Here is a 20,100-nt window from a genome sequence, read left to right as displayed (position 1 = left end):
AAAATCTCCGTATCGTTTCAGATGCCGGTCGCGCGAATGCCGGGGCGCCGCGCGACCGGACGTTCATTGCAATGCGCGGCTCGCCGCGCTCGCACGGTAGGCACGCCAGCCGCCGAAGTGCGTGATGTCCTGCGCGCCGTCGAGCGCCGCGCTTTCACACAGGAAACCCTGCACCCGAGCGCCGTCCGCGAGCGTCAGCGTGCCGATGCCGAGCGGGCCGGCAATGCCGGCGACGAAACTGCCGTATGCGTCGACCGGCATCTCCCAGATCTCGACCGCAATCGACGCGCCGCCGTCCGGCACGCGCACGAGGCCCGGCTTGGCGACGCCGCCGGATGCCGCCGCGGACAGCGCGTAGAGACGATAGGCAGGCGCCGTCGTCGTCGCGGCGACGAAACGTCCGCCTCGCTGCGTGAGCTGCCCGTTCAGCGGTTCACCGCGCAGATGCGCGCCGACGACCGCCACCCGCACGACGCCGGATGACGCGCCCGGCGCCGGTATCGTGGTTGCGCATGCGTGGCCGACGACGTCCGTCTGCAAACCGCCCGCCTCGCCTGCGCCGCTGTCGCGTTCGCACGCATCACCCCACGCCTGTGCAAGATCGAGCAGCCGCGCGTCGTCGTGCGCACGCCCGACGAACGTGATGCCGAACGGCAATCCTGCATGCGGCCCGGTTTCGCAAAGGCCGGCGGGCACCGCGATCGCCGACAGGTCGAGCAGGTTGACGAAGTTCGTGTAGTAACCGAAACGCGAATTGATGCCGATCGGGTCGGCTTCGAGTGCGTCGACGGTCGCCGTCGTGGCCGAAGTCGGCATGACGATCGCGTCCAGTCCGTCCCATGCGCGGCCGACCTCGACGCGCAACGTCGCGAGCGTGTCGAACGCGGCGAACGCATCGGCCGCGCTGAAGCGCGCCGCGCCGCCGACGATCTCGCGGATCACCGGATGCAGCGCCTCGGGTTCCCGCGCGGCGAACGCACCGATCGCGGCGAGCCGTTCGGCAACCCACGGGCCTTCGTACAACAGCCGCGCGGCACCCAGGAACGCGCTGAAATCGATCTCGACGATCCGCGCCCCGGTCGCGCGCAGGCGCTCGAGGGCGGCGCGCCATGCGATGCCATACGATTCGTCGCCGAAGAACTGAAGCTGATCGGCGCGCGGCGTGCCGAAGCGCAACTCCCCGAACGGCCGCGCCGGTTGCGCGCGGAGCCCGTCCGCGCCCAACAGCGGCTGCCACGCGCGTCCGTACGGATCGCCGTCGGTCACGCCGTGTGCGGCGGCGAACACCGTCCGCGCATCGGCCGGCGCATGCGCGAACACCGATACGCAATCGAGCGACCGGCAGGCCGGCACGACGCCAAGCGTGCTCAGCACGCCCTTGGTCGGCTTGAGCCCGACGAGCCCGTGGAACGCGGCCGGCACGCGGCCCGAACCGGCCGTGTCGGTACCCAGCGAGAACGTCGCGACGCCGAGCGCCACGGCCACCGCCGACCCGGAGCTCGAGCCGCCCGACGCATAGCGCGGATCGAGCGCATTGCGGCACGCGCCATGGGGCGAGCGCTGCCCCGACAACCCGGTCGCGAACTGGTCCAGGTTGGTCTTGCCGATCGGAATCGCGCCGGCCGCGATCAGCCGCTCGACGACGGGCGCGCTGCGCGCCGGCGTGTACGCGTATGCCGGGCAGGCTGCCGTGGTCGGTATGCCGGCGAGGTCGATGTTGTCCTTGATCGCGAACGGCACGCCGTACAGCGGCAACGACGCAATGTCGCGCCCGGCCAGCGCGTCGGCATAAGTTGTCATCTCGGCGTGCGTCAACGGCCGGATCCACGCGCGATGCGGATCGCCCGCGGCGAAATGCGCGGCGATCGCGTCGACGAGCGCGTGCGGCGTCAGGTCGCCCGCCGCATAGCGCGCACGCAGCGCGGCGATCGAGCGGACGCCGGGCAGGATCGAACGTTCCGTCGTACTCATGCAACCTCCTCGGCGGCGCCCGCCTTCATCACCATCAACCGCTGGCCGGCCACCACCGCCGCGCCCGGCGCGCAATCGATCGTCTCGATCGTGCCGTCTTCCGTCGCCGTCACCGCGACCTCCATCTTCATCGACTCGACGATCGCGACGACCTGCCCCTCGGTCACGCGCTCGCCGGCTTCCACCAGTACCTTCCACACGCTGCCCGATACGTCCGCGGCAATCGCGCGCTGCGTATCGGCGAGCACGCCGGCTTCCCGCGCGGCGTCCGCATCGCCCTGCGCCGCGTCGCCGACGTATTCGGCATGCCCGGCCACCCGCCATCGTTCGCGCTCCGCTTCGAACGCCGCTTGCTGCGATGTCTTGAACGCGGCGATCGAATCGGCCTCGTCGCGCAGGAAGCGGTTGTACGCGCCGAGATCGAACACCGACTCCTCGATCTTCAGCCCGGCGCGCCCCGCGACGAAATCCGCGCGCAGCGCCGCCAGCTCGGCCTCGCTGACTTCGTAGAAGCGAATCTCGTCGAAGAAGCGCAGCAGCCACGGCTTGCCGGCTTCGAACTCGCGCGTGGTGCGATGGCGGTTCCACATCTGGACGGTGCGGCCGACGAACTGATAGCCGCCGGGCCCTTCCATCCCGTACACGCACAAATACGCGCCGCCGATACCGACCGCGTTCTCCGGCGTCCAGGTGCGCGCGGGGTTGTACTTCGTGGTGACGAGCCGGTGGCGCGGATCGATCGGCGTCGCGACCGGCGCGCCGAGGTACACGTCGCCGAGCCCCATCACGAGATAGCGCGCGTCGAACACGATGCGCTTCACGTCGTCGATGCTGTCGAGGCCGTTGATCCGCCGGATGAATTCGATATTGCTCGGGCACCACGGCGCATCGGGCCGCACCGACTGCATGTAGCGCTCGATCGCGATGCGCGTCGACGGATCGTCCCACGACAACGGCAGATGCACGATGCGGTTCGGCACGCGCATGTCGGCAACTTCCGGCAATTCGCGCTCGGCCGCCTGCAGATGCGCGAGCAGCGTATCGAGCGGCAGTGTCCGCGCGTCGAACTGCACCTGCAGCGAACGGATCCCCGGCGTCAGGTCGAGCATGCCGGGCAGCCGGTGCGCGTCGAGCCAGCACATCAGCGCATGCACGCGAAAGCGCAGGTTCAGGTCGAGCACGAGCGGCCCGTATTCCACCAGGACGTTCCGGTCGCCCGAGCGCCGGTAGACGACGCCGATGCCGCCGCCGGCCGACGGGTCGCGATGCAGCACGCAGTCGTCCGGCGCGCTGGACTGTGCCGACGGCACCGCCGCCGTGGCGGCACGCCCGCTTGCCGCGCCGGTACGCACGAACTGCACGGTGTCGCCCGGCCGCAGTTGCCCGAGCTTCCACAACTCGTCGCGCACGACCGTCACGGGGCATACGAAGCCGCCGAGGCTCGGGCCGTCCGGGCCCAGGATCACCGGCATGTCGCCCGTGAAATCGACTGCGCCGATCGCATACGCGTTGTCGTGGATGTTCGACGGATGCAGGCCGGCCTCGCCGCCGTCCGCGCGTGCCCATTGCGGCTTCGGGCCGATCAGCCGGATGCCGGTCCGGCTCGAGTTGTAATGGACCGTCCACTGCGTGCCGTACAGCATCGCGATGTCGTCCGGCGTGAAGAAATCCGGCGCACCGTGCGGGCCGTCGAGCACGCCGAGCGTCCACGCGTGCGTCAGCGCGGGGATGTCCGCCGCGGCCAGCGTGGCGCCCGCGTCGCCGCGCCCGGCTTCCGCGTGCAGATGCAGCACGTCGCCCTTGCGCAGCGCGCGCCCTGCGTGGCCGCCGAACTGGCCGAGCGTGAAGGTCGCCTTGCTGCCAAGATAGTCGGGCACCTGTAGCCCGCCTTTCACGGCCAGGCACGCGCGCACGCCGGCGCCCGTCACGCCGCCCAGCTTCAGCACCGCGCCTGGCCGCGCACGCAGCACCCGCCAGAACGGTGCGGGCTCACCATCGAGCGACGCCGCGAGCGGCGCGCCGCCGAGCACGAAAAGCGTCTCGGCGTTGAAGCGCAGCGTCGCGCCGACCATCGTGAATTCCAGCCCGGCCGCGTCGCGCGCATTGCCGAGCAGCGTGTTCGCGAGCGCGAACGCGCGATCGTCCATCGGCCCGGACGGCGGCACGCCGACGTTCCAGTAGCCAACGCGCCCCGGCGCCTGCTGCACGGTGGTCTGCACGCCGCCGTCGAGCACGTCGATCGTATGAGGCGCGAACGCGAAACGAGACAGGAAGGCGGTCGTCGCCGCGCCACGCGCGAACGTGTCCGAACCGGCAATCGCGCGCAGATAGTCGAGGTTGGTCTCGATACCGTACAGTTCCGTGCGCGCCAGTGCGCGCTGCAACGCGGCCAGCGCGTCGCGGCGCGTATCGCCCTGCACGATCAGCTTCGCGAGCAACGGATCGTAGAACGCGCTGATCTCGGTGCCCGCGTCGATCCATCCGTCGACGCGCACGTCGTCCGGAAACGCGACGTGCGTCAGCAGCCCCGCGCTCGGCAGGAACTGCTTGTGCGGATCCTCCGCATAGAGCCGCACCTGGATGCTCGCGCCGCGCGGCGCAACGGCGAGCGTGGCGAGCGGCGGCAGATCGCCCTCCGCCTGCAGGATCATCCATTCCACGAGATCGATGCCCGTCACCGCCTCGGTCACGCAATGTTCGACCTGCAGCCGCGTGTTCACCTCGAGGAAATAGAACCGGCGCGCGTTCGCGTCGAACACGAATTCGACCGTGCCGGCCGATGCATAGCCGACCGCGCGGGCAAGCCGCACCGCACTTGCGTGCAATGCGGCGCGCTCCTCATCGGTCAGGCCCGGCGCGGGCGTTTCCTCGATCACCTTCTGGTTGCGCCGTTGCACCGAGCAATCGCGTTCGCCGAGCGCGATGGCATCGCCGCGGCCGTCGCCGAAGATCTGCACTTCGATGTGCCGCGCATGCTCGACGAATTTCTCGAGATACACGCCCGCATGCGCGAAGTTCGCGGTGCCGAGCCGCACGACCGATTCGAACGCGGCTTCGAGCTGCGCGGCGTCGCGGCACAAGGACATGCCGATCCCGCCGCCGCCCGCGGTGCTTTTCAACATCACCGGATAGCCGATCGCATTGGCTTCGGCTAGTGCCTTCTTCACATCGTCGAGCAGGCCCGTGCCCGGCAGCAGTGCGACGCCCTGCGCAGCGGCGAGTTCGCGCGCGGTGTGCTTGAGCCCGAACGCGCGCATCTGGTCGCCACGCGGCCCGATGAAGCGCAGGCCCGCGGCTTCGCATGCGTCTGCGAAACCGGCATGCTCGGACAGGAAGCCGTAGCCTGGATGCACGGCCTGCACGCCCGTTTCACGTGCAGCGGCGAGGATCGCGTCGATGTTCAGATAGCTGTCCGCCGCCGGCGCGGGGCCGATCCGCACGGCTTCGTCGGCGAGCGTCACATGACGCGCATCGCGGTCGGCATCCGAGTAGATCGCGACCGACGCGATCCCGAGCCGCTTCAGCGTGCGGATCACGCGGCACGCGATTTCGCCGCGGTTCGCGACGAGGACTTTGTCGAATCTCATGTTGCCTCCCGCCGGGCCGCCCCGAGGAAGGCAACCGGCCCTTGGGGGACCAGCGAGCCATAGTGAGCGTGGGGGTAGCTCATTCCGCCTCCCAGATCGTGAGGCGCACAGGCGTCGGGTTGTACCCGTTGCACGGATTGTTGAGCTGCGGGCAATTCGAGATCAGCACCGTGACGTCCATCTCCGCGCGCATCTCGACGTACTTGCCCGGCGCGGAGATGCCGTCCTCGAAAGTCAGCCCGCCGAGCGGCGTGACGGGCACGTTCATGAAGAAGTTGACGTTGCCGACGAGGTCGCGCTTGGAGAGCCGCGCGCCCGCACCGCACGTGCAGTGCGCGATCGCGTTGAGGAAGCTGTCGCGGCAGTTGTGCATGTAGCGCTTGTCGAGCGCATAGCGCACGGTGTTGCTCTCCGCCGCGCAGGCGCCGCCGAGCGTGTCGTGGCGGCCGCAGGTATCGGCGACGATCGTCACCATCGGGTTGCCCCGGCTCGACAGCAGCACGCTGCCCGCGCTCAGGTACAGGTTGCGTTGCGCGCGGATGGTGTCCTGTGCGCTGTAACGCTCTTCGGGCTCGTCGGAGCGGTAGAACAGCGTGTCGACGGCCTGGTTGCCCTCCAGGTCGAGGATGCGGAAGACCTGCCCGCGCTTCAGGTCGTGCAACCATGGCTCGCCCGCGTTCAGCGTGGTGTCGTGGATCGCGTCGCGCGTGTCGAGACGGCTTTCGATGATCGGCATGGCTCGGCTCCTTACGCAAACAGGCGATCGGTGTTGGTGAAGCCGCGCGTGTTCTCGGCACAGGCGCGGCGGCATGGGTCGTCTTCCGGCGCGGCGCCATCCGCCGGATACGCGCGGTACGCGATCAGCTTCACGGCCTGCGGCGCATAGTCCGGGCGGGGATCGAGCGGATGCGGCGCAGTCGAGAACGCCGCGAGCGTGTTCATCTCGAAGCGCAGGTCGACGGCGCTGCCGGCCGGCGAATGTCCGGCGACGAAATCGAGCGCGCCGTCGTCGCGCGTGTCGAGCTTGCTGAAGAAATTGACGTTCGCGACGAGGTCGCGCGCCGACAGCCCGTATTTCGCGAGTTCGAGCACGAGGCTGTCCCGGCCGTTGCGGATCATCGCGTTGCGATCGGCCTGGTACGACGTCGTGCCGTACTTGTGCGCGAACAGCCGCGCGTCGCCGACGCCGCCGAGCGGGTCGTGCCAGCCGAGCGTATCGGCCGTGATCGACGCGATCACGCGCCCCATGTCGGTGTACAGCGCATGGCCGCGCGTGAGATACGCGGTGTGCTGCGCCTTCAGCGTGTCCGCCATGTTGTAGCGTTCGAGCGGATCTTCCTGGCGATGAAACACGGCAGACAGGTTCGCGCCGCCGTCGACATCGACGATGCGCAGCGCGAGACCGCGGCGCAGGATGCCGGACCAGTGGGTTCCGGCGGGAATGAGCGTTTCCCACACGACGTGTGGCGGCGGGGCAAGGACGGCTTGGGGGCTCGGCGACATGGCGGCTCCGTGGTCGATTGGATAAAAGGCGTGAGAGGGCGACCGAACGACATCGCGACCTCCCGGGCTTTTATCCCTCCGTGGAGCCTCGCCGTTTCCTCGAATCGAGGAGAAGACAAGACCGGATTGCTCTCGGACCAGCCATCGCGCGGCGCGAACGCCACACGACCGGAACCCTAGCGATCCTGAAGATGATGCAAATTGCTTCGCACCTCTCGGGGGTCGACTAAGCGAGTTGCGTGCCAGCGTGTGCGGAATCGCCGTGCCACGGGGCTTCCCGGCATGCGAGCGTTGACGAGCACCGCACCGGATGCGGATGGCCGCCCTCGCGGCGGGCGTGCCGCGCACCATGCAAACGCGCTTGCGCACCGGCGCAGTGCGCGCGGCGCCTGCCTGCACGGCACGATCGGCGATGGCATGGGCATTGCTCGATGCAGGCACCTTCACTCGATACGCGACACCCGATGAACAAGCTCGACCTGCTCCGGCGCGCGCTGAGCGCGCTCTTCTCCGCCCGCTTCATCGAACTGCAGCGCACGGCGCGCCGCCGCTGAGCCCGCCCGCCGCGCGCCGTTGGCACGCTTCTCGCTCGGCATGACGCCGAGAGGTGCGGCGGCGTCGCATCTTAGGGGTGCTAGGGTTCCGGTTCATCGAACGTCTGGTCCGAGAGCAGCCCGGCGCGGGTTCGTCCGATCGAGAGACCGGACACGCATGCGCTACACGGCGGGACAAAAGCCCGGGAGATTGGCGATGGCAACGGCCGTCGCGCCTCTCCGTGGCCGCTTCATTCGTTCCGCATCCGCAGGAACCGGCCACGCGGCCGGACCGTGCACGAGCACGGTCCGTGTCGACGATCCCGATCCCGGTCTCCTGGAGAAAACGATGACCCGTCCCGCCCTGGCGTTCCGCCGCCTGTTGTCCTTCCATTCCGTCCGCCACGCATTGGGCGCCGCTGCCACGGCAGCCACGCTGCTGGCGGCGCCCGCCGCGCACGCGGCAGCGCCGCTCAAGATCGGCTACAGCGACTGGCCCGGCTGGGTCGCGTTCCAGGTCGCGCTCGACAAGGGCTGGTTCAAGGAAGCCGGCGTCGATGTCGATTTCGAATGGTTCGATTACTCGGCATCGCTCGACGCGTTTTCCGCGGGCAAGCTCGACGCCGTCGCGGCGACGAACGGCGATGCGCTCGTGACCGGCGCGGCGGGCGCGAAGAACGTGATGATCCTGCTCACCGACTATTCCGCCGGCAACGACATGATCGTCGCGAAGCCGCCGCTGCGCAGTGTCGAGGCGCTGAAGGGCAAGAAGGTCGGCGTCGAACTCGGCCTCGTGGATCACCTGCTGCTCGAAACCGCGCTGCTGAAGCACGGGTTGAAGGACGGCGACGTGACGCTCGTGAATGCGAAAACCAACGAACTGCCGCAGGTGCTCGGTTCGTCGACCGACATCGCCGCAGTGGCCGCCTGGCAGCCGAACGCAGGCGAAGCGTTGAAGCGCGCACCGGGCGCACGCGCGATCTTCACGTCGGCGGACGCGCCGGGGCTGATCTACGACGCGATCACGGTCGCACCGGCGAACCTCGCCGCGCGCCGTGCCGACTGGGCCAAGGTGATCAAGGTGTGGTATCGCTGCGTCGCGTACATCAACGATCCGAAGACGCAGGCCGACGCGGTCAGGATCATGTCCGCGCGCGTCGGGCTCGCGCCGGAACAATACCTCCCGCTGCTGAAAGGCACGCACCTGCTCGACGAAGCTGCGGCGAAGCGTGCGTTCCGCAAGGGTGACGGGCTCGACTCGATCTATGGCTCGACGCGCAACGCGAATGCGTTCAACGTGCGCAACGGCGTGTACAAGCAGTCGCAGGACGTCGACGCGTATATCGATCCGCGCCTCGTGGCGCCGCATTGACGAGCGCGGACGCGCATCCCCCTGTTGCCGCCGCGCCGCGTTCGCATCAATGCGCGGCCGCGTCCGGCGGCGGCAGTCCCCGCCCCCCGCTCCGACGAACGGCCTGAAACACGGCAACCCGATCGGTATCGCGCGCGCTACTGCGAACACACCGTGCCATCGCGACCGAATGGCGACTCTGCGATGAAGTCACCCTGCCCGCCCCCGCCTGGAACGCGTCGAACCGGATCTGCATGACATCGGGCGCAATGTATTGATCGTTCCCGACGTCATGCCACAGCGCCGGCACGCACGTCGTCGCGACGACATCCCGGATCGTGTCGGCCGTAGCCCCGGGATCGCACGGCGCGCCGGGGACCATCGACAGCCGGCCGCCTCTCCCGCCGGCTGAACCACGACCGGTTTCCGCCCCGCCGCGATTCCGTGCGATTTCGCAGAGGACCTTTCCTGTGCAACGCCTTAATCGACCGCCGCACGATCTCCAATAATGGCCGCTCGATCCGCCGGCCACCGGGCCGGGAAAACGATAAAAACTCCTATGCATTCCTACAAAATGAACAAGCACGCCAGGACTCGACTCGCGGGGACCGCCATTGCCACCTGCCTGGCCGCCCTCGAATCGGGTGGCGTACACGCACAGAGCAGCGTGACGTTGTACGGCCTGATCGACACGTCGATCACCTACGCGACCAACCAGCGCACGCACGGCGCCGGCTCGCCGGGGAGCGGCACCGTCGCGATGACGAGCGGTGCGCTGAACGCATCGCGCTGGGGGCTACGCGGCCGCGAGGATCTCGGCGGCGGCACAGCCGCGGTCTTCGCGCTCGAAAACGGCTTCTCGGGCACCACCGGCGCGCTGTCGCAGAAAGGCGTCGACATGTTCGGCCGCCAGGCATGGGTCGGCCTGAGCTCGAAGACGGCCGGCGCGCTCACGTTCGGCCGCCAGTACGACCTGATCCTCGATTTCGTGACGCCGCTCGGCGCGTCCGGTCCCGGCTGGGGCGGCAACCTCGCTGTGCATCCGTACGACAACGACGATTCGAACCGCAACCTCCGCATCAACCACGCGGTGAAGTACACGAGCCCGACGTACCGCGGGCTGACGTTCGGCGCGATGGTCGGGTTCTCGAACACGGCCGGCCAGTTCGCCAACAACGCGGCGTGGAGCGCAGGCGTGTCGTATGCGAACGGGCCGCTGAAGCTCGGCGCCGGCTACCTGAAGATCAGCCGCGACCGCAATGCGCCGAACCCGAACGGCGCGCTCAGCACGGTCGACGGCTCGGCAACGATCACGGGCGGCAACCAGCAGATCTGGGCGGCGGCCGGCCGTTATGCGTTCGGGCCGCATTCGGTCGGGGCGGCGTGGTCGCACTCGACCACCGACGGCGTGACGGGCGTGCTCCAGGGCGGCAGCATCGCGCGGCTGAAGGGTGAATCGCTGGTGTTCGACAACTTCTCGGTCGACGGCCTCTTCCTGGTCACGCCTGCGTTGCGTCTCTCGGCCGCGTATACGTACACGATGGGCCGCTTCGACACGCGCACCGGCCAGACGCGCCCGAAATGGAACCAGGTCGTCGCGCAAGCCGACTATGTGCTGTCGAAGCGCACCGATGCGTATCTCGAAGGCGTCTACCAGAGCGTGAGCGGCGGCAACGGCAATCCCGCGTTCAACGCGACCGTGTGGACGCTGACGCCGTCGGCGAACAGCAACCAGGTCGTCGTCGCACTGGGGTTGCGGCACAAGTTCTGAGTGCGCGCGCGGTGCAACGCTGCCGCGCCGGCCGTGCAAGGCATGCATTTCCAGCACCACGCGCGTCGTCATGCCCCGAGCCGGAAAGGCCGCGCCCGTGCGCGGCCTTTTCGCTGCGGCATCGCCTGTCGCGACGGCAAGAATGCCGCCCGGACTGTCGCATCGGCGCAAAAAATGCGGAGAAACTGGTCACGCTGTGACATTTTTCCTAATCTGTTTGCAGCGACGCCGAGATTTGGCGTTCCGGTCGCAACACGCTTTCATATGGCGCACCACCGGCTTACGAACACGATTCACATCGTGGATGCCGGACTTTCGCGCCATTGCGGCCGGATACGGACGTGCCGATCGCACGCCCCGCGCGTTCAACGCAGTCAACCGCTGGAGACGAACGATGAGCAAAACGAATCGATTTGCGGTCCTGGCAACCGTCGCACTGCTGGCCGGCTGCCATCACGCGGCCAAGACGCCCGAGAATGCCGGCATGGCGCCGACGCCCTCGAGCGAAGCCGTCGCAACGGTGACGGCCGACGAACTCAATAATCCGAACAGCCCGCTCGCGAAGCGCAGCATCTACTTCGATTTCGACCAGTACTCCGTCAAGCCCGAATTCCAGTCGCTGCTGCAGGCGCATGCCGACTACCTGCGCAGCCATCCGGCGCGGCACGTGCTGATCCAGGGCAATACCGACGAACGCGGCACGTCCGAATACAACCTCGCGCTCGGCCAGCGCCGGTCGCAGGCCGTGATGAGCGGGCTCGAAACGCTCGGCGTGCCGGCCACGCAACTCGAGGCGGTCAGCCTCGGCAAGGAAAAGCCGGTCGCGCTCGGCCACGACGAGGATTCGTGGGCCCAGAACCGCCGCGCCGATCTCGTCTATCGTTGATCGCGGGCCGCCGCGACGGCGGCAGCCGCTTCAGTCGGGAACAGCATGGCAGCCCGCAGGCCGCAGAAGCGGCCGCGCGGTGCCCCTGGCTCGTGCAGCACGTGCACGCGATCGACACGAAGGCGATCGATAACGCGCCGCCTCTCGCATTCAACGCCGGCGTTCAAGCCGCCGATGCAGCCAGTGCGACATCACAGCCGACGTCACGATCGCATCGAGCGTGGCGATCTCGTTGATGCCACCGAACTTGCCGGATTTCATCAGGTAAATCTCGAGTTCGACGAAGCCGATCATCGCGCCGGCGCCGACGACCATCCCCAGCAGTACGAACCAGCGCCGCCGGATCCGCGTGCCGATGGCACCCATGATGCCGCCCGCAACCGTCGCGGGCAGGAAATAGCCGAATACGAACGACGCGATAAAAATCATCGGCACCATGCCGGCGCTGATTTTCAGGGCGTCCCACGACGGGCCGTCGATCAACGACCATGCGATCAGCATCACGCCCGGCCAGACGAGCGCCGCGACCAGCGGGCCGCCGACGGCAAACGACAGGCAGCCGAGCACGACGGGATGGGATGGACGCGACGGTTGACGTTCGGGGGTAGCACTCATGTTTTTGTAGTCGGAATCGGAATGGCGACCGGAGTGTACCAAGGCGCCGTGCGAAGGCGCCGATCCGGCCCCGTCGCGTTCGACGATCCGCGATCAACACGCATGGAATAAACGGCCCGCCCGAAACGTTTCGTCAGCGCGCAGACGCACGGTTCACGCGAACCGGCCTTTCCCGCGGCCTGCGCGTGGCAAGGAGGCGGAAATGAAATCGGCAACGTTGGCCGCGGCGCTGATCGCGGCGCTGGTGCTCGTGCTGTCGGCAGGCTGTACGTCGGGTGGCGGCGTTTCGCAAGGACCGGGCATGAGCCGGTACGGCGGCGGAGGCGGTGGGGGGGGGGAGGTGGCGGCGGCTACTGAAGAGCCGCCGCCATAAATCGGGCGAGGCGTCGCGCGCGAGCACCGGAAACCGGCTGGATCGCGCGCGCCGCCCCGCCCTGCGGCACGACTTAACGCATGGCCTTCACGTCGGCCGGCGCGACGCTCGCGGGCTGGCCGCCCCACGTCGCACGCAGGTAGTTCGCGAGCTGCGCGAGTTCGTCGTCGCTCAGCGTGTGCGCGAAACCCGGCATCGGCTGCAGGTTCTCGAACCCGGCAAACTTCTGCTCGCCGATGCCGTCGAGCATCGCAACCAGCAGGTTGCGCGGGTCGCCCTGGCGCACCGTCGAATTGCCGTTCATCGGAACCGCCACGTGCGGCTTGCCTTCGCCGTTGAAGCCGTGACAGCCCGCGCAGACCGCCAGATACACCGAGCGGCCGGCCGCGAGTTGCGCGGCGTCGGCCGGCACCGGCTTCACCGGTTGCGGCGCGGGCGGCGTGTCGCCCAGCAGGTACACCGACAGTGCGCGCAGGTCGTCCTTCGTCATGGTCTGCGTGCTCAGGTGCACGACCGGGTACATCTCGCCGAAGGCCGAGCCTTGCGGCGCGATGCCGACGCCGAAGAACGTCTGCAGGTCGGCGCCCGTCCAGCCGCGCGCGGCCAGGCCGGCCGGCGTGATGTCGGGCGCGGCCACGCGGCCGAGGGCCGCGCCGGCGAACGGCTTCGCGCTGTCGAGCTGGCCCGTGAACGCGCGCGGCGTATGGCATTCCGCGCAGTGGCCGAGCGCCCCCGCCAGATAGCGGCCGCGCTGCCAGTCGGCGGACTGGCCCGTCGAGGCATCGGGCAGGCTGTCCTTCAGGAACATCATGTCCCAGAAGACCATCCCGAAACGCAGGTTGTACGGGAACTTCAGCGCGTGCTCGCGGTTTTCCTGCGCGACCGGCCTGACGGTCTTCAGGTACGCGTACATCGCGTCGGAATCGGCGCGCGTGAGCTGCCGGTACGACGTGTACGGCATCGACGGATACAGGCGCTTGCCCGGCGCCTTGCCGTCATGCAGCGCGGCATAGAAATCGTCCGCGCTCCAGCTGCCGATCCCGTGATCCTTGTCGGGCGTGATGTTCGAGCCGTAGAACGTGCCGAACGGCGATTCGAGCGGCGCGCCGCCGGCGAACGGCGCGCCGTCCTTCGCGGTGTGGCATGCGGCGCAGTCGGCAGCCTTGACGAGATTGCGGCCGCGCGCGACCGGGTCGGCACCGGGCGCGCCGGACGCCGCGTTCGAGGCCGGTGCGTCATGGCCGCCGCACGCGGCGAGCAGCAGCGCGCAGGCCGCGGCGAGCATCGGGAGGCCCGCAGCCCGCGCGACACGATGAGCGAATGTGCGTTTCATGCGGTGTCCTTCACGAGTCCCGGCGTCGTCAGCACCGTGTCCTTGACGGCTTCGTAGTAGCGGACATAGCCCGTGCAGCGGCAGAGGTGCGCATCGAGCGCCTCGGTGATCGTGCGCTCGACGTCGGCCTTCGCGATCGGCTCGCGCTTCAGGCGCTCGATCAGCACGGTCGCCGCGTTGACGAAGCCCGGCGTGCAATAGCCGCACTGGAAGCTGAAGTGCTCGAGGAACTTCTGCTGGATCGGCGACAGCTCGACCACGTCGCCTGCTTCGTTGCGCTTCGCGTGGCCTTCGATCGTGCGGATCGAGCGGCCGTGGAAGAAGTGGGCGCCGGTGATGCAGGTGCGCACCTCCTCGCTCGTGCCGTCCGGCTTGTCGACGATCACGACGCACGCGTGGCAGATGCCCTGCCCGCAGCCGAGCCGCGAACCGGTGAGGCCCGCGTACTCGTGCAGGAACTCGATCATCATCAGCCCTTCCGGCACCTGCATCGGGCCGACGGACTTGCCGTTGATATTGATCGACAGCGGCTTCGACTGGAACCGGACGAGCGGACGCTCGACGGCGGCCGGTGCCGAAGCCGGTGCCGGCACAGCCGGGGCCGATGCCGGTGCGGCCGAAGCCGCGCTCGGCGCGGAAGCGCCGGTCGCAGCGGCGCCGGCGCTCGCGGCCGAAGCCGCGGTTTGGGCGGTCGTCATGCGAGCACCTCCTGAATCTTTTGCGGGGTCACCGGCAGGTCGGTGAAACGATGGCCGATCGCATGTGCGATGCCGTTCACGATCGCGCCGACGACCGGGATCATCACCACTTCGGCAACGCCCTTCGGCGGATCGGTCTCGGACAGCGGCGGCAGCACGTCGCCCGTCTGCGTCCAGACGGCGACGTCGGACGCGCGCGGCAACTGGTAACGATTGAAGTTCCACGTGCCGTTGCCGGGGCCGTCTTCATACAGCGGCAGGTACTCGTGCAGCGCGTGGCCGATACCCATCGCGAGACCGCCCTGCAACTGGCCCGACACGAGCTGCGGCGAAATCTGGTTGCCGCATTCCATGATCGAGTGATGCGTGAGCAGCTCGACCTTGCCGGTCGCTTCGTGCACGGCCAGCTCGACCAGCGTGCCGACCGCCGTGTAGTACGTGACGGCCGCGTTGTTGCGGCTCGTCGGCGGGATGAACACGCGCTTGCGATCCAGCACGCGATAGCCGTTCGCGGTCGGCGCCAGCGTGCCGCGCATCGTGGTCGCGCCGGCCGGCGCGGCGGTGCCGGGCACCGGGCCGTTGTCGCCCGTCCTCGGCGCGCCGACGCGCAGCGACAGCCCGTCGATCGGCAGACGCTCGACTGCGCCGCCCACTTCGAACTCGGCGTCGGTCCACTGCCAGCGGTTGAACACGTGCACGACGGCACCGGTCGGCAGGCCGAGCGCATGCGCCTGCTTCGCGAGCTGTTCGAACGACAGCGGCTCGAGGCCGTCGGCGGTCAGCCTGCCGTCGACCCAGCGCGCGTCCTCGATGCGGATCGTGTACGGCGCGGCCTGGCCGCCGCCGAGGCCGCGCGTCCAGATCGACATCGCCGCCGGCCACAGGCCGTAGCGGAACACCGCGCGCGCGGCTTCGCGCGTGCTGTGCGTGAAGTAGTACGCGGAGTTCGTCGCGCTCGACGGCGACGCATAGCTTGGCGACCAGCGCGGGTTCGCGCTCAGGCGATCCTGGTCGGCCTGCGACATGATGTACGGATCGCCGCTGGTCTCGACCGGCAGGTCCGGCCATTCGGTCACGGCCACGCGCACGTCCGTCGCCGGGCGGCCGAGCCATTTCGCGACCGCGACGGCCTGCGACGTCGACATCCCGGTGCCGATCTCGGCCGCCGTGTGCTGCAGCGACACCTTGCCGTTCTCGTCGAATTCGACCTTCGCGAACGAAGCCTCGGCGCCCGTGCCGAAATCCTTCTGCACGCACGCGAAGCCGACGCCGTAGCGCTTGCCCGGGTTCGCGGCCTCGAATTCGGCCTTGCGCGCGGCGCGGCGCGTCCACAGCGGATGCTGCTTCGAACGCTCGAGCACCTCGTCGACGCGCAGCGCGCCGGCGGGAATCGCACCCTGCGTGTTCTTCATCCCCGAACGCAACGCGTTGCGCAGGCGGAATTCGATCGGATCGATGTTCAGCTGCGCGGCGATCTCGTCGACCGCCATCTCGGTCGCCGCCATGCTCTGCAGCGTGCCGTAGCCGCGCGCGGAGCCGGCGTCGATCGCGCGCGATGCGATCGCGACCGCGGCCAGGTCGCTCTTCGGGAAGTAGTAGATCGATTGCGCGGCCGTTGCGCCGACCATCGCGACCGACGGCGAGAAGTTCGAGCGCCCGCCGCCGTTCGCCTCGAAGTCGCCCTTGAACGACTGCAGCAGGCCCGTATTGCGATCGACCGCGATCCGGTAGTGCATCTTGAACGCATGACGCTTCAGCGACGTCTGGAACTGCTCGTAGCGGTCGTTCGCGAAACGCACCGGGCGGCCGTCCGCGTACAGCGCGCAGACGAGGCCGTAGAACGGCACGTTGAAGTGATCCTTGGAGCCGTAGCCGACCGTGTAGCACGGATGCACGAACAGCTTCTTCACCGGGAAGCGGCACTTCGCGACCATCGCGGCTGCGTTCTCCGCCACTTCGAGCGGCGACTGGGTCGGCACGACGAGGTGCAGCGACTGCGTCGCGGTGTCGTACCAGCAGTTCGCGTTGTCCGGTTCGAGCGCGGACGTGTCGACCGACTGCGTGTTGTACTCGCGGTCGAACACGAGCCAGTCGGCCGACGGATGGTCGAGCTCGCTGGCGATCTGCCCGGCCAGGAACATGCCCTGCTCGTCGAGCTTGCCGTGCTCCTTGCCGTCCGGCCACGCCGGCAGGTGCTTGCGCATCATGCTCGGAAAGATCGGCGCATCCTTCAGGCTCGAATAGACGTCGTCGTCATAGGCCGTCTTGCCGCCCACGCGCACATAGCGGAAGGTGCCCCACGGGTCGCGCTCGAGCGGGCCCGTGATCGCGCCGTAGCGGATCACGTCGTCGCGGAACTTGAGTGCGTTCTTCGCGAAGCGGAAGCGCGCGAAGTCGTGGTAGATGAGGATCGCGACCGCATGGCCGAGATACGCGGGCGTCTTGCCGGCCGGCAGCAACATGTCGTCGCCGTAGAACGTCGGGAACGCGACGCCGTCGCGCGCGAGATCGTCGGCCGTGACCACGCGGTCCGGCTTCAGGTCGTCGCCGAGCAGCGACAGGTCGAAGCCTTCGTACGTGCGGTCGGCCTGCGTGACGCGCAGGATCAGCGCATGCGACTGCTGCTGCGGCCAGTGCGGCATGTCGGCAGCGCGCACGTCACGGGCGAACACTTTCGAGCCCGTGACCTTCGCGATGCCGTCGATGCGGAATTGGGGGATGCCGGTGACGCTATCCCATTTGACGGGGGTGAGGAGTTTTTCTTCGAAGAGCGCCGCGAATGCGCGGCTGCCCAGGGGCGCGACATACACCGCGACACCCGCCAGCACGCTGGCTTTCAGAAAACCCCGCCGTGACAGGCCGTGGTTTTTCATTGGGGGGAACCTCCTGATGCGGCTCGGACGGCGATCGGGTGTCGCGACGTTCGGAGCGGCGCGCATTCTGGCATTGTTTTTGATATATCGCCTATAGTATTTCTCGCATGAAATACTTATTGGATTTCTTATAACGGTATTCAGCCGGGCTGCGACAGCCGGTCGCGGGGCGCGATTCGTTCGCGACGATGCTGCCCCGGCGTGGGCGAATGCGCAAGACTTTCGCGGCCGTGGTTGACGACGCGTGGCTGGCGCCGCCGGCCAGCCCCGACATGGCCCCGGGCCCTCCGCGCTGCCCGTGTTTCGTGGTAATGTCGTGCGCATCCGGCCTGGCCGGGCTTCCGCCATGTGCCGTGCGGGCGCCGCCAGCCATCGCGCCGTTACGCAACATCGTGTCGAGGTTAAAAACCATGGCAGTCAGGGCCTCTCTCCTGCACTCCGTTCTCGCCACTCCCCCCTCCGGCAATCACCGTGTGACGGACGCGCTGCGCCCGTCGATGCTCGTTACCCTGTTCGAGGACGTCCGCCCGATGGCGCTCTCCGGGCTCGCGAGCGGCTTCGTCGCGGCCGTCGCGCTGATCCGGTTGCAGCAGCTCTGGTGCCTCGTGTGGCTGATCGTCGACATCGCCCTGCTCGCCGCGCGGCTCTTGATCGCGCGTGCGTACACGGTTCAGCGCGACGCCGGCGACGACCGCGCCGAATACTGGGCGATGCGCTATGCGCCCGTATCGCTCGTTGCGTGCTTCGTGCTCGGCCTCGGCGTGATGGGCTGCGTGCAGGCGGTCGACGTCGAGCTTGGCACGCTGTCGGTGATGGTCGCGGGCGGCGTGTTCGGCGGGATCGCGTCGCGCAATTCGGCGCTGCCGCGGCTCGCGATGATGCAGGTCACGCTCGGCGTGCTGCCGATCGGCATGGGCGCGCTGCTGGCCCACCGGTCGGGCGCGTGGCTGCTGCTGCCGCCGCTCGCGATCTATCTCGCCGCGATGCGCACGGTCGTCCAGCGTCACTATCGCGTGCTCGTCGCGCTGATCGCCGCGCGCCAGCGCAACGCCGAACTCGTCGCGCGCTTCGACGCCGCGCTCACCTATATGCCGCACGGCCTGTGCATGATCGACGGCGAGCGCCGCGTGATCGTCGCGAACCGGCGCACCGCGCAACTGTTCGGCTCGCCGCGCGAGATCATGCTCCATACGCCGCTGCCCGCCGTCGTCGCCGCGCTCGGCGCGAACGACGCGACCGATCCCGGCGGCGCCAGTCTCGCCGCGCAGTGCGAGATCTGGCTGACCTGCGACGAACCCATGCCGCTCGATGTCGTACTCGCCGACGGCCGCCAGCTCGAACTGACGCGCCACCGCGTGCCGGACGGCAACGCGGTGATCATCGTCGAGGACGTCACCGCGCGCCGACAGACCGAGCAGCATATCCGGCATCTCGCGCGGCACGATGCGCTGACGGGCTTGCCGAACCGCCACGAACTGCATGCCCAGCTCAAGCGGATGCTCGCGCGCCGGCCGCGCATGCCGGGCCCGTCGCTCGCCGTCATGTATCTCGACCTCGACGGCTTCAAGGCGATCAACGACCGGTTCGGCCACCAGGCCGGCGACGACGTGCTGACGCAGGTCGCCGAGCGGCTCGGCAAGACGTTGCCGCCCGGCGAACTGGCAGCGCGGATCGGCGGCGACGAGTTCGTCGTCGCGCTCGACGACACGACGATGCACGCGTGCTCGCTCCTCGCGGCACGCATCATCCGGCAGATCTCGGCGCCGTACACGCTGTCGATCGGCGAGACCGTGAACCTGGGGATCAGCATCGGCATCGCGCTCGACGACGGGCACGGGTCGCCCGACGAACTGATCCGGCAGGCCGACAGCGCGCTGTACGACGCGAAGTCGGCCGGCAAGGGAATCTACCGCTTCTATTCGAGCGGCAGCCGCCGCGTCGCGCCGGCCACCGTGAGCTGACCCGGCTGCGCAGCCCGCTTTCTCCCGCCTCCGCCGCCTCCCGACGATTCAAATCCGAAACGCTTTGCATGGCCGCGCGCGGCGCCGCGCGTTCGCGTGTCACGTGACGTGTTCCGTAACATCGCCGTTCGTCACCCGTCACGTTGACTGCAGAAGCCGGCACGATCGAAGCAGCGCAAGGCTTTTCAAGCCTGGCACTCATTTTGCTCCCTGTCAGGGAAACAGGTTGTCAGGGAGACTCAACATGAATACCGTCGAAGTCCTCAGCCGCAGCGAAACCATCGACGAACTGGACGTGATCGACGGCGCATCGCTGATCCGCCGGCTCGTTTCCGAGCGCCGCATGCCGGCCGCACGCGAAGCCCGATGCGTCGACAATCCGCCGCTGACGCTGTACGGCGCATTTCGCCAGGGCATCGCCGATCACGACGCGCGCCGCGGGAATCCGTATCGCGCCGGCAGCCGCTTCTGGGCACTGTGGGAAGAAGGACGTCTCGAAGCTGAAACATCGGGCCGGTAAGCCGGCTGCGCGCGCCAGCCCTGTCGCAGCAAGGGGGCGGCGCGAAATCCGACACACGAATGCGGCCGGCCTGCGTGCATCGCTGCAACATCCGCGTGGTCTCGCGCGTCGTCCTCGGCGATCAC

At 68.5% G+C, this 20,100-nt stretch carries 13 protein-coding genes and 2 riboswitches; of the genes, 5 read left to right on the top strand and 8 right to left on the bottom strand.

Going from position 1 to position 20,100, the window contains the following annotated elements:
• Positions 1 to 63: 63 nt before the first annotated feature.
• From atzF to G3N64_RS06050, 4 genes are all read right to left on the bottom strand, one after another.
• Positions 64 to 1,971, bottom strand: a complete 1,908-nt coding sequence (atzF, locus tag G3N64_RS06065) for an allophanate hydrolase (protein WP_205782812.1) — start codon at positions 1,969 to 1,971, stop codon at positions 64 to 66.
• Entirely contained in the window at positions 1,968 to 5,558 is a 3,591-nt protein-coding gene (gene uca, locus G3N64_RS06060) for an urea carboxylase (RefSeq protein WP_205782811.1), read from the bottom strand. Before uca ends, atzF begins: the two co-directional genes overlap by 4 nt.
• Positions 5,559 to 5,637: 79 nt before the next feature.
• On the bottom strand, positions 5,638 to 6,294 hold the full coding sequence (locus tag G3N64_RS06055) for an urea amidolyase associated protein UAAP2 (RefSeq protein ID WP_205782810.1): 657 nt from the start codon (positions 6,292 to 6,294) through the stop codon (positions 5,638 to 5,640).
• Positions 6,295 to 6,305: 11 nt separating this feature from the next.
• The gene (locus tag G3N64_RS06050) at positions 6,306 to 7,061 is read right to left on the bottom strand and encodes an urea amidolyase associated protein UAAP1 (protein WP_205782809.1); all 756 of its coding nucleotides are present in this window, start codon (positions 7,059 to 7,061) and stop codon (positions 6,306 to 6,308) included.
• A gap of 57 nt (positions 7,062 to 7,118) precedes the next feature.
• Positions 7,119 to 7,252: riboswitch (guanidine-I (ykkC/yxkD leader) on the bottom strand.
• A 432-nt stretch (positions 7,253 to 7,684) separates the two neighbouring features.
• A riboswitch (guanidine-I (ykkC/yxkD leader) is annotated at positions 7,685 to 7,806 on the top strand.
• Positions 7,807 to 7,943: 137 nt separating this feature from the next.
• Between G3N64_RS06050 and G3N64_RS06045 the strand changes: the two genes are divergently transcribed.
• The 3 genes from G3N64_RS06045 (at position 7,944) to pal (ending at position 11,602) form a co-directional block, all read left to right on the top strand.
• The gene (locus G3N64_RS06045) at positions 7,944 to 8,966 is read left to right on the top strand and encodes an ABC transporter substrate-binding protein (RefSeq protein WP_205782808.1); all 1,023 of its coding nucleotides are present in this window, start codon (positions 7,944 to 7,946) and stop codon (positions 8,964 to 8,966) included.
• Between the two features lie 538 nt (positions 8,967 to 9,504).
• Complete coding sequence (locus G3N64_RS06040; protein ID WP_205782807.1) at positions 9,505 to 10,716, top strand: porin; 1,212 nt, start codon at positions 9,505 to 9,507, stop codon at positions 10,714 to 10,716.
• Between the two features lie 394 nt (positions 10,717 to 11,110).
• The gene (gene pal, locus G3N64_RS06035; RefSeq protein WP_205782806.1) at positions 11,111 to 11,602 is read left to right on the top strand and encodes a peptidoglycan-associated lipoprotein Pal; all 492 of its coding nucleotides are present in this window, start codon (positions 11,111 to 11,113) and stop codon (positions 11,600 to 11,602) included.
• Between the two features lie 150 nt (positions 11,603 to 11,752).
• Here the strand turns inward: pal and G3N64_RS06030 are convergent, their stop codons facing one another.
• The 4 genes from G3N64_RS06030 to G3N64_RS06015 all read right to left on the bottom strand — a co-directional run bounded on the left by G3N64_RS06030 (position 11,753) and on the right by G3N64_RS06015 (position 17,494).
• Positions 11,753 to 12,217, bottom strand: coding sequence for a hypothetical protein (locus G3N64_RS06030; protein WP_205782805.1), 465 nt, complete (start codon positions 12,215 to 12,217; stop codon positions 11,753 to 11,755).
• Between the two features lie 446 nt (positions 12,218 to 12,663).
• Complete coding sequence (locus G3N64_RS06025; protein ID WP_205782804.1) at positions 12,664 to 13,923, bottom strand: cytochrome c; 1,260 nt, start codon at positions 13,921 to 13,923, stop codon at positions 12,664 to 12,666.
• Positions 13,920 to 14,621 carry a (2Fe-2S)-binding protein gene (locus tag G3N64_RS06020; protein ID WP_205782803.1) on the bottom strand — a complete coding sequence of 234 codons (702 nt, stop codon included), beginning with the start codon at positions 14,619 to 14,621 and terminating at the stop codon, positions 13,920 to 13,922. Before G3N64_RS06020 ends, G3N64_RS06025 begins: the two co-directional genes overlap by 4 nt.
• On the bottom strand, positions 14,618 to 17,494 hold the full coding sequence (locus G3N64_RS06015) for a molybdopterin cofactor-binding domain-containing protein (RefSeq protein ID WP_205782802.1): 2,877 nt from the start codon (positions 17,492 to 17,494) through the stop codon (positions 14,618 to 14,620). Before G3N64_RS06015 ends, G3N64_RS06020 begins: the two co-directional genes overlap by 4 nt.
• A gap of 410 nt (positions 17,495 to 17,904) precedes the next feature.
• Between G3N64_RS06015 and G3N64_RS06010 the strand changes: the two genes are divergently transcribed.
• Together G3N64_RS06010 and G3N64_RS06005 are read left to right on the top strand one after the other, a co-directional pair.
• Positions 17,905 to 19,455 (top strand): sensor domain-containing diguanylate cyclase, encoded by a 1,551-nt coding sequence (locus G3N64_RS06010; protein WP_205782801.1) that lies wholly within the window; start codon positions 17,905 to 17,907, stop codon positions 19,453 to 19,455.
• A 244-nt stretch (positions 19,456 to 19,699) separates the two neighbouring features.
• Positions 19,700 to 19,975, top strand: a complete 276-nt coding sequence (locus G3N64_RS06005; protein WP_205782800.1) for a hypothetical protein — start codon at positions 19,700 to 19,702, stop codon at positions 19,973 to 19,975.
• Positions 19,976 to 20,100 lie beyond the last annotated feature (125 nt).

The organism is Burkholderia sp. Ac-20344 (assembly GCF_017104975.1).
Taxonomy (GTDB): Bacteria; Pseudomonadota; Gammaproteobacteria; order Burkholderiales; family Burkholderiaceae; genus Burkholderia.
Note: the sequence above shows the minus strand (reverse complement) of the source record. Positions and strands in the feature narration are given on the sequence as shown.

Excerpts from the sequence above, each read along its gene's own strand:
- atzF (WP_205782812.1), bottom strand. The coding sequence starts at position 1,971 with ATGAGTACGACGGAACGTTCGATCCTGCCCGGCGTCCGCTCGATCGCC.
- uca (WP_205782811.1), bottom strand. The coding sequence starts at position 5,558 with ATGAGATTCGACAAAGTCCTCGTCGCGAACCGCGGCGAAATCGCGTGC.
- G3N64_RS06055 (WP_205782810.1), bottom strand. The coding sequence starts at position 6,294 with ATGCCGATCATCGAAAGCCGTCTCGACACGCGCGACGCGATCCACGAC.
- G3N64_RS06050 (WP_205782809.1), bottom strand. The coding sequence starts at position 7,061 with ATGTCGCCGAGCCCCCAAGCCGTCCTTGCCCCGCCGCCACACGTCGTG.
- G3N64_RS06045 (WP_205782808.1), top strand. The coding sequence starts at position 7,944 with ATGACCCGTCCCGCCCTGGCGTTCCGCCGCCTGTTGTCCTTCCATTCC.
- G3N64_RS06040 (WP_205782807.1), top strand. The coding sequence starts at position 9,505 with ATGCATTCCTACAAAATGAACAAGCACGCCAGGACTCGACTCGCGGGG.
- pal (WP_205782806.1), top strand. The coding sequence starts at position 11,111 with ATGAGCAAAACGAATCGATTTGCGGTCCTGGCAACCGTCGCACTGCTG.
- G3N64_RS06030 (WP_205782805.1), bottom strand. The coding sequence starts at position 12,217 with ATGAGTGCTACCCCCGAACGTCAACCGTCGCGTCCATCCCATCCCGTC.
- G3N64_RS06025 (WP_205782804.1), bottom strand. The coding sequence starts at position 13,923 with ATGAAACGCACATTCGCTCATCGTGTCGCGCGGGCTGCGGGCCTCCCG.
- G3N64_RS06020 (WP_205782803.1), bottom strand. The coding sequence starts at position 14,621 with ATGACGACCGCCCAAACCGCGGCTTCGGCCGCGAGCGCCGGCGCCGCT.
- G3N64_RS06015 (WP_205782802.1), bottom strand. The coding sequence starts at position 17,494 with ATGAAAAACCACGGCCTGTCACGGCGGGGTTTTCTGAAAGCCAGCGTG.
- G3N64_RS06010 (WP_205782801.1), top strand. The coding sequence starts at position 17,905 with ATGGCAGTCAGGGCCTCTCTCCTGCACTCCGTTCTCGCCACTCCCCCC.
- G3N64_RS06005 (WP_205782800.1), top strand. The coding sequence starts at position 19,700 with ATGAATACCGTCGAAGTCCTCAGCCGCAGCGAAACCATCGACGAACTG.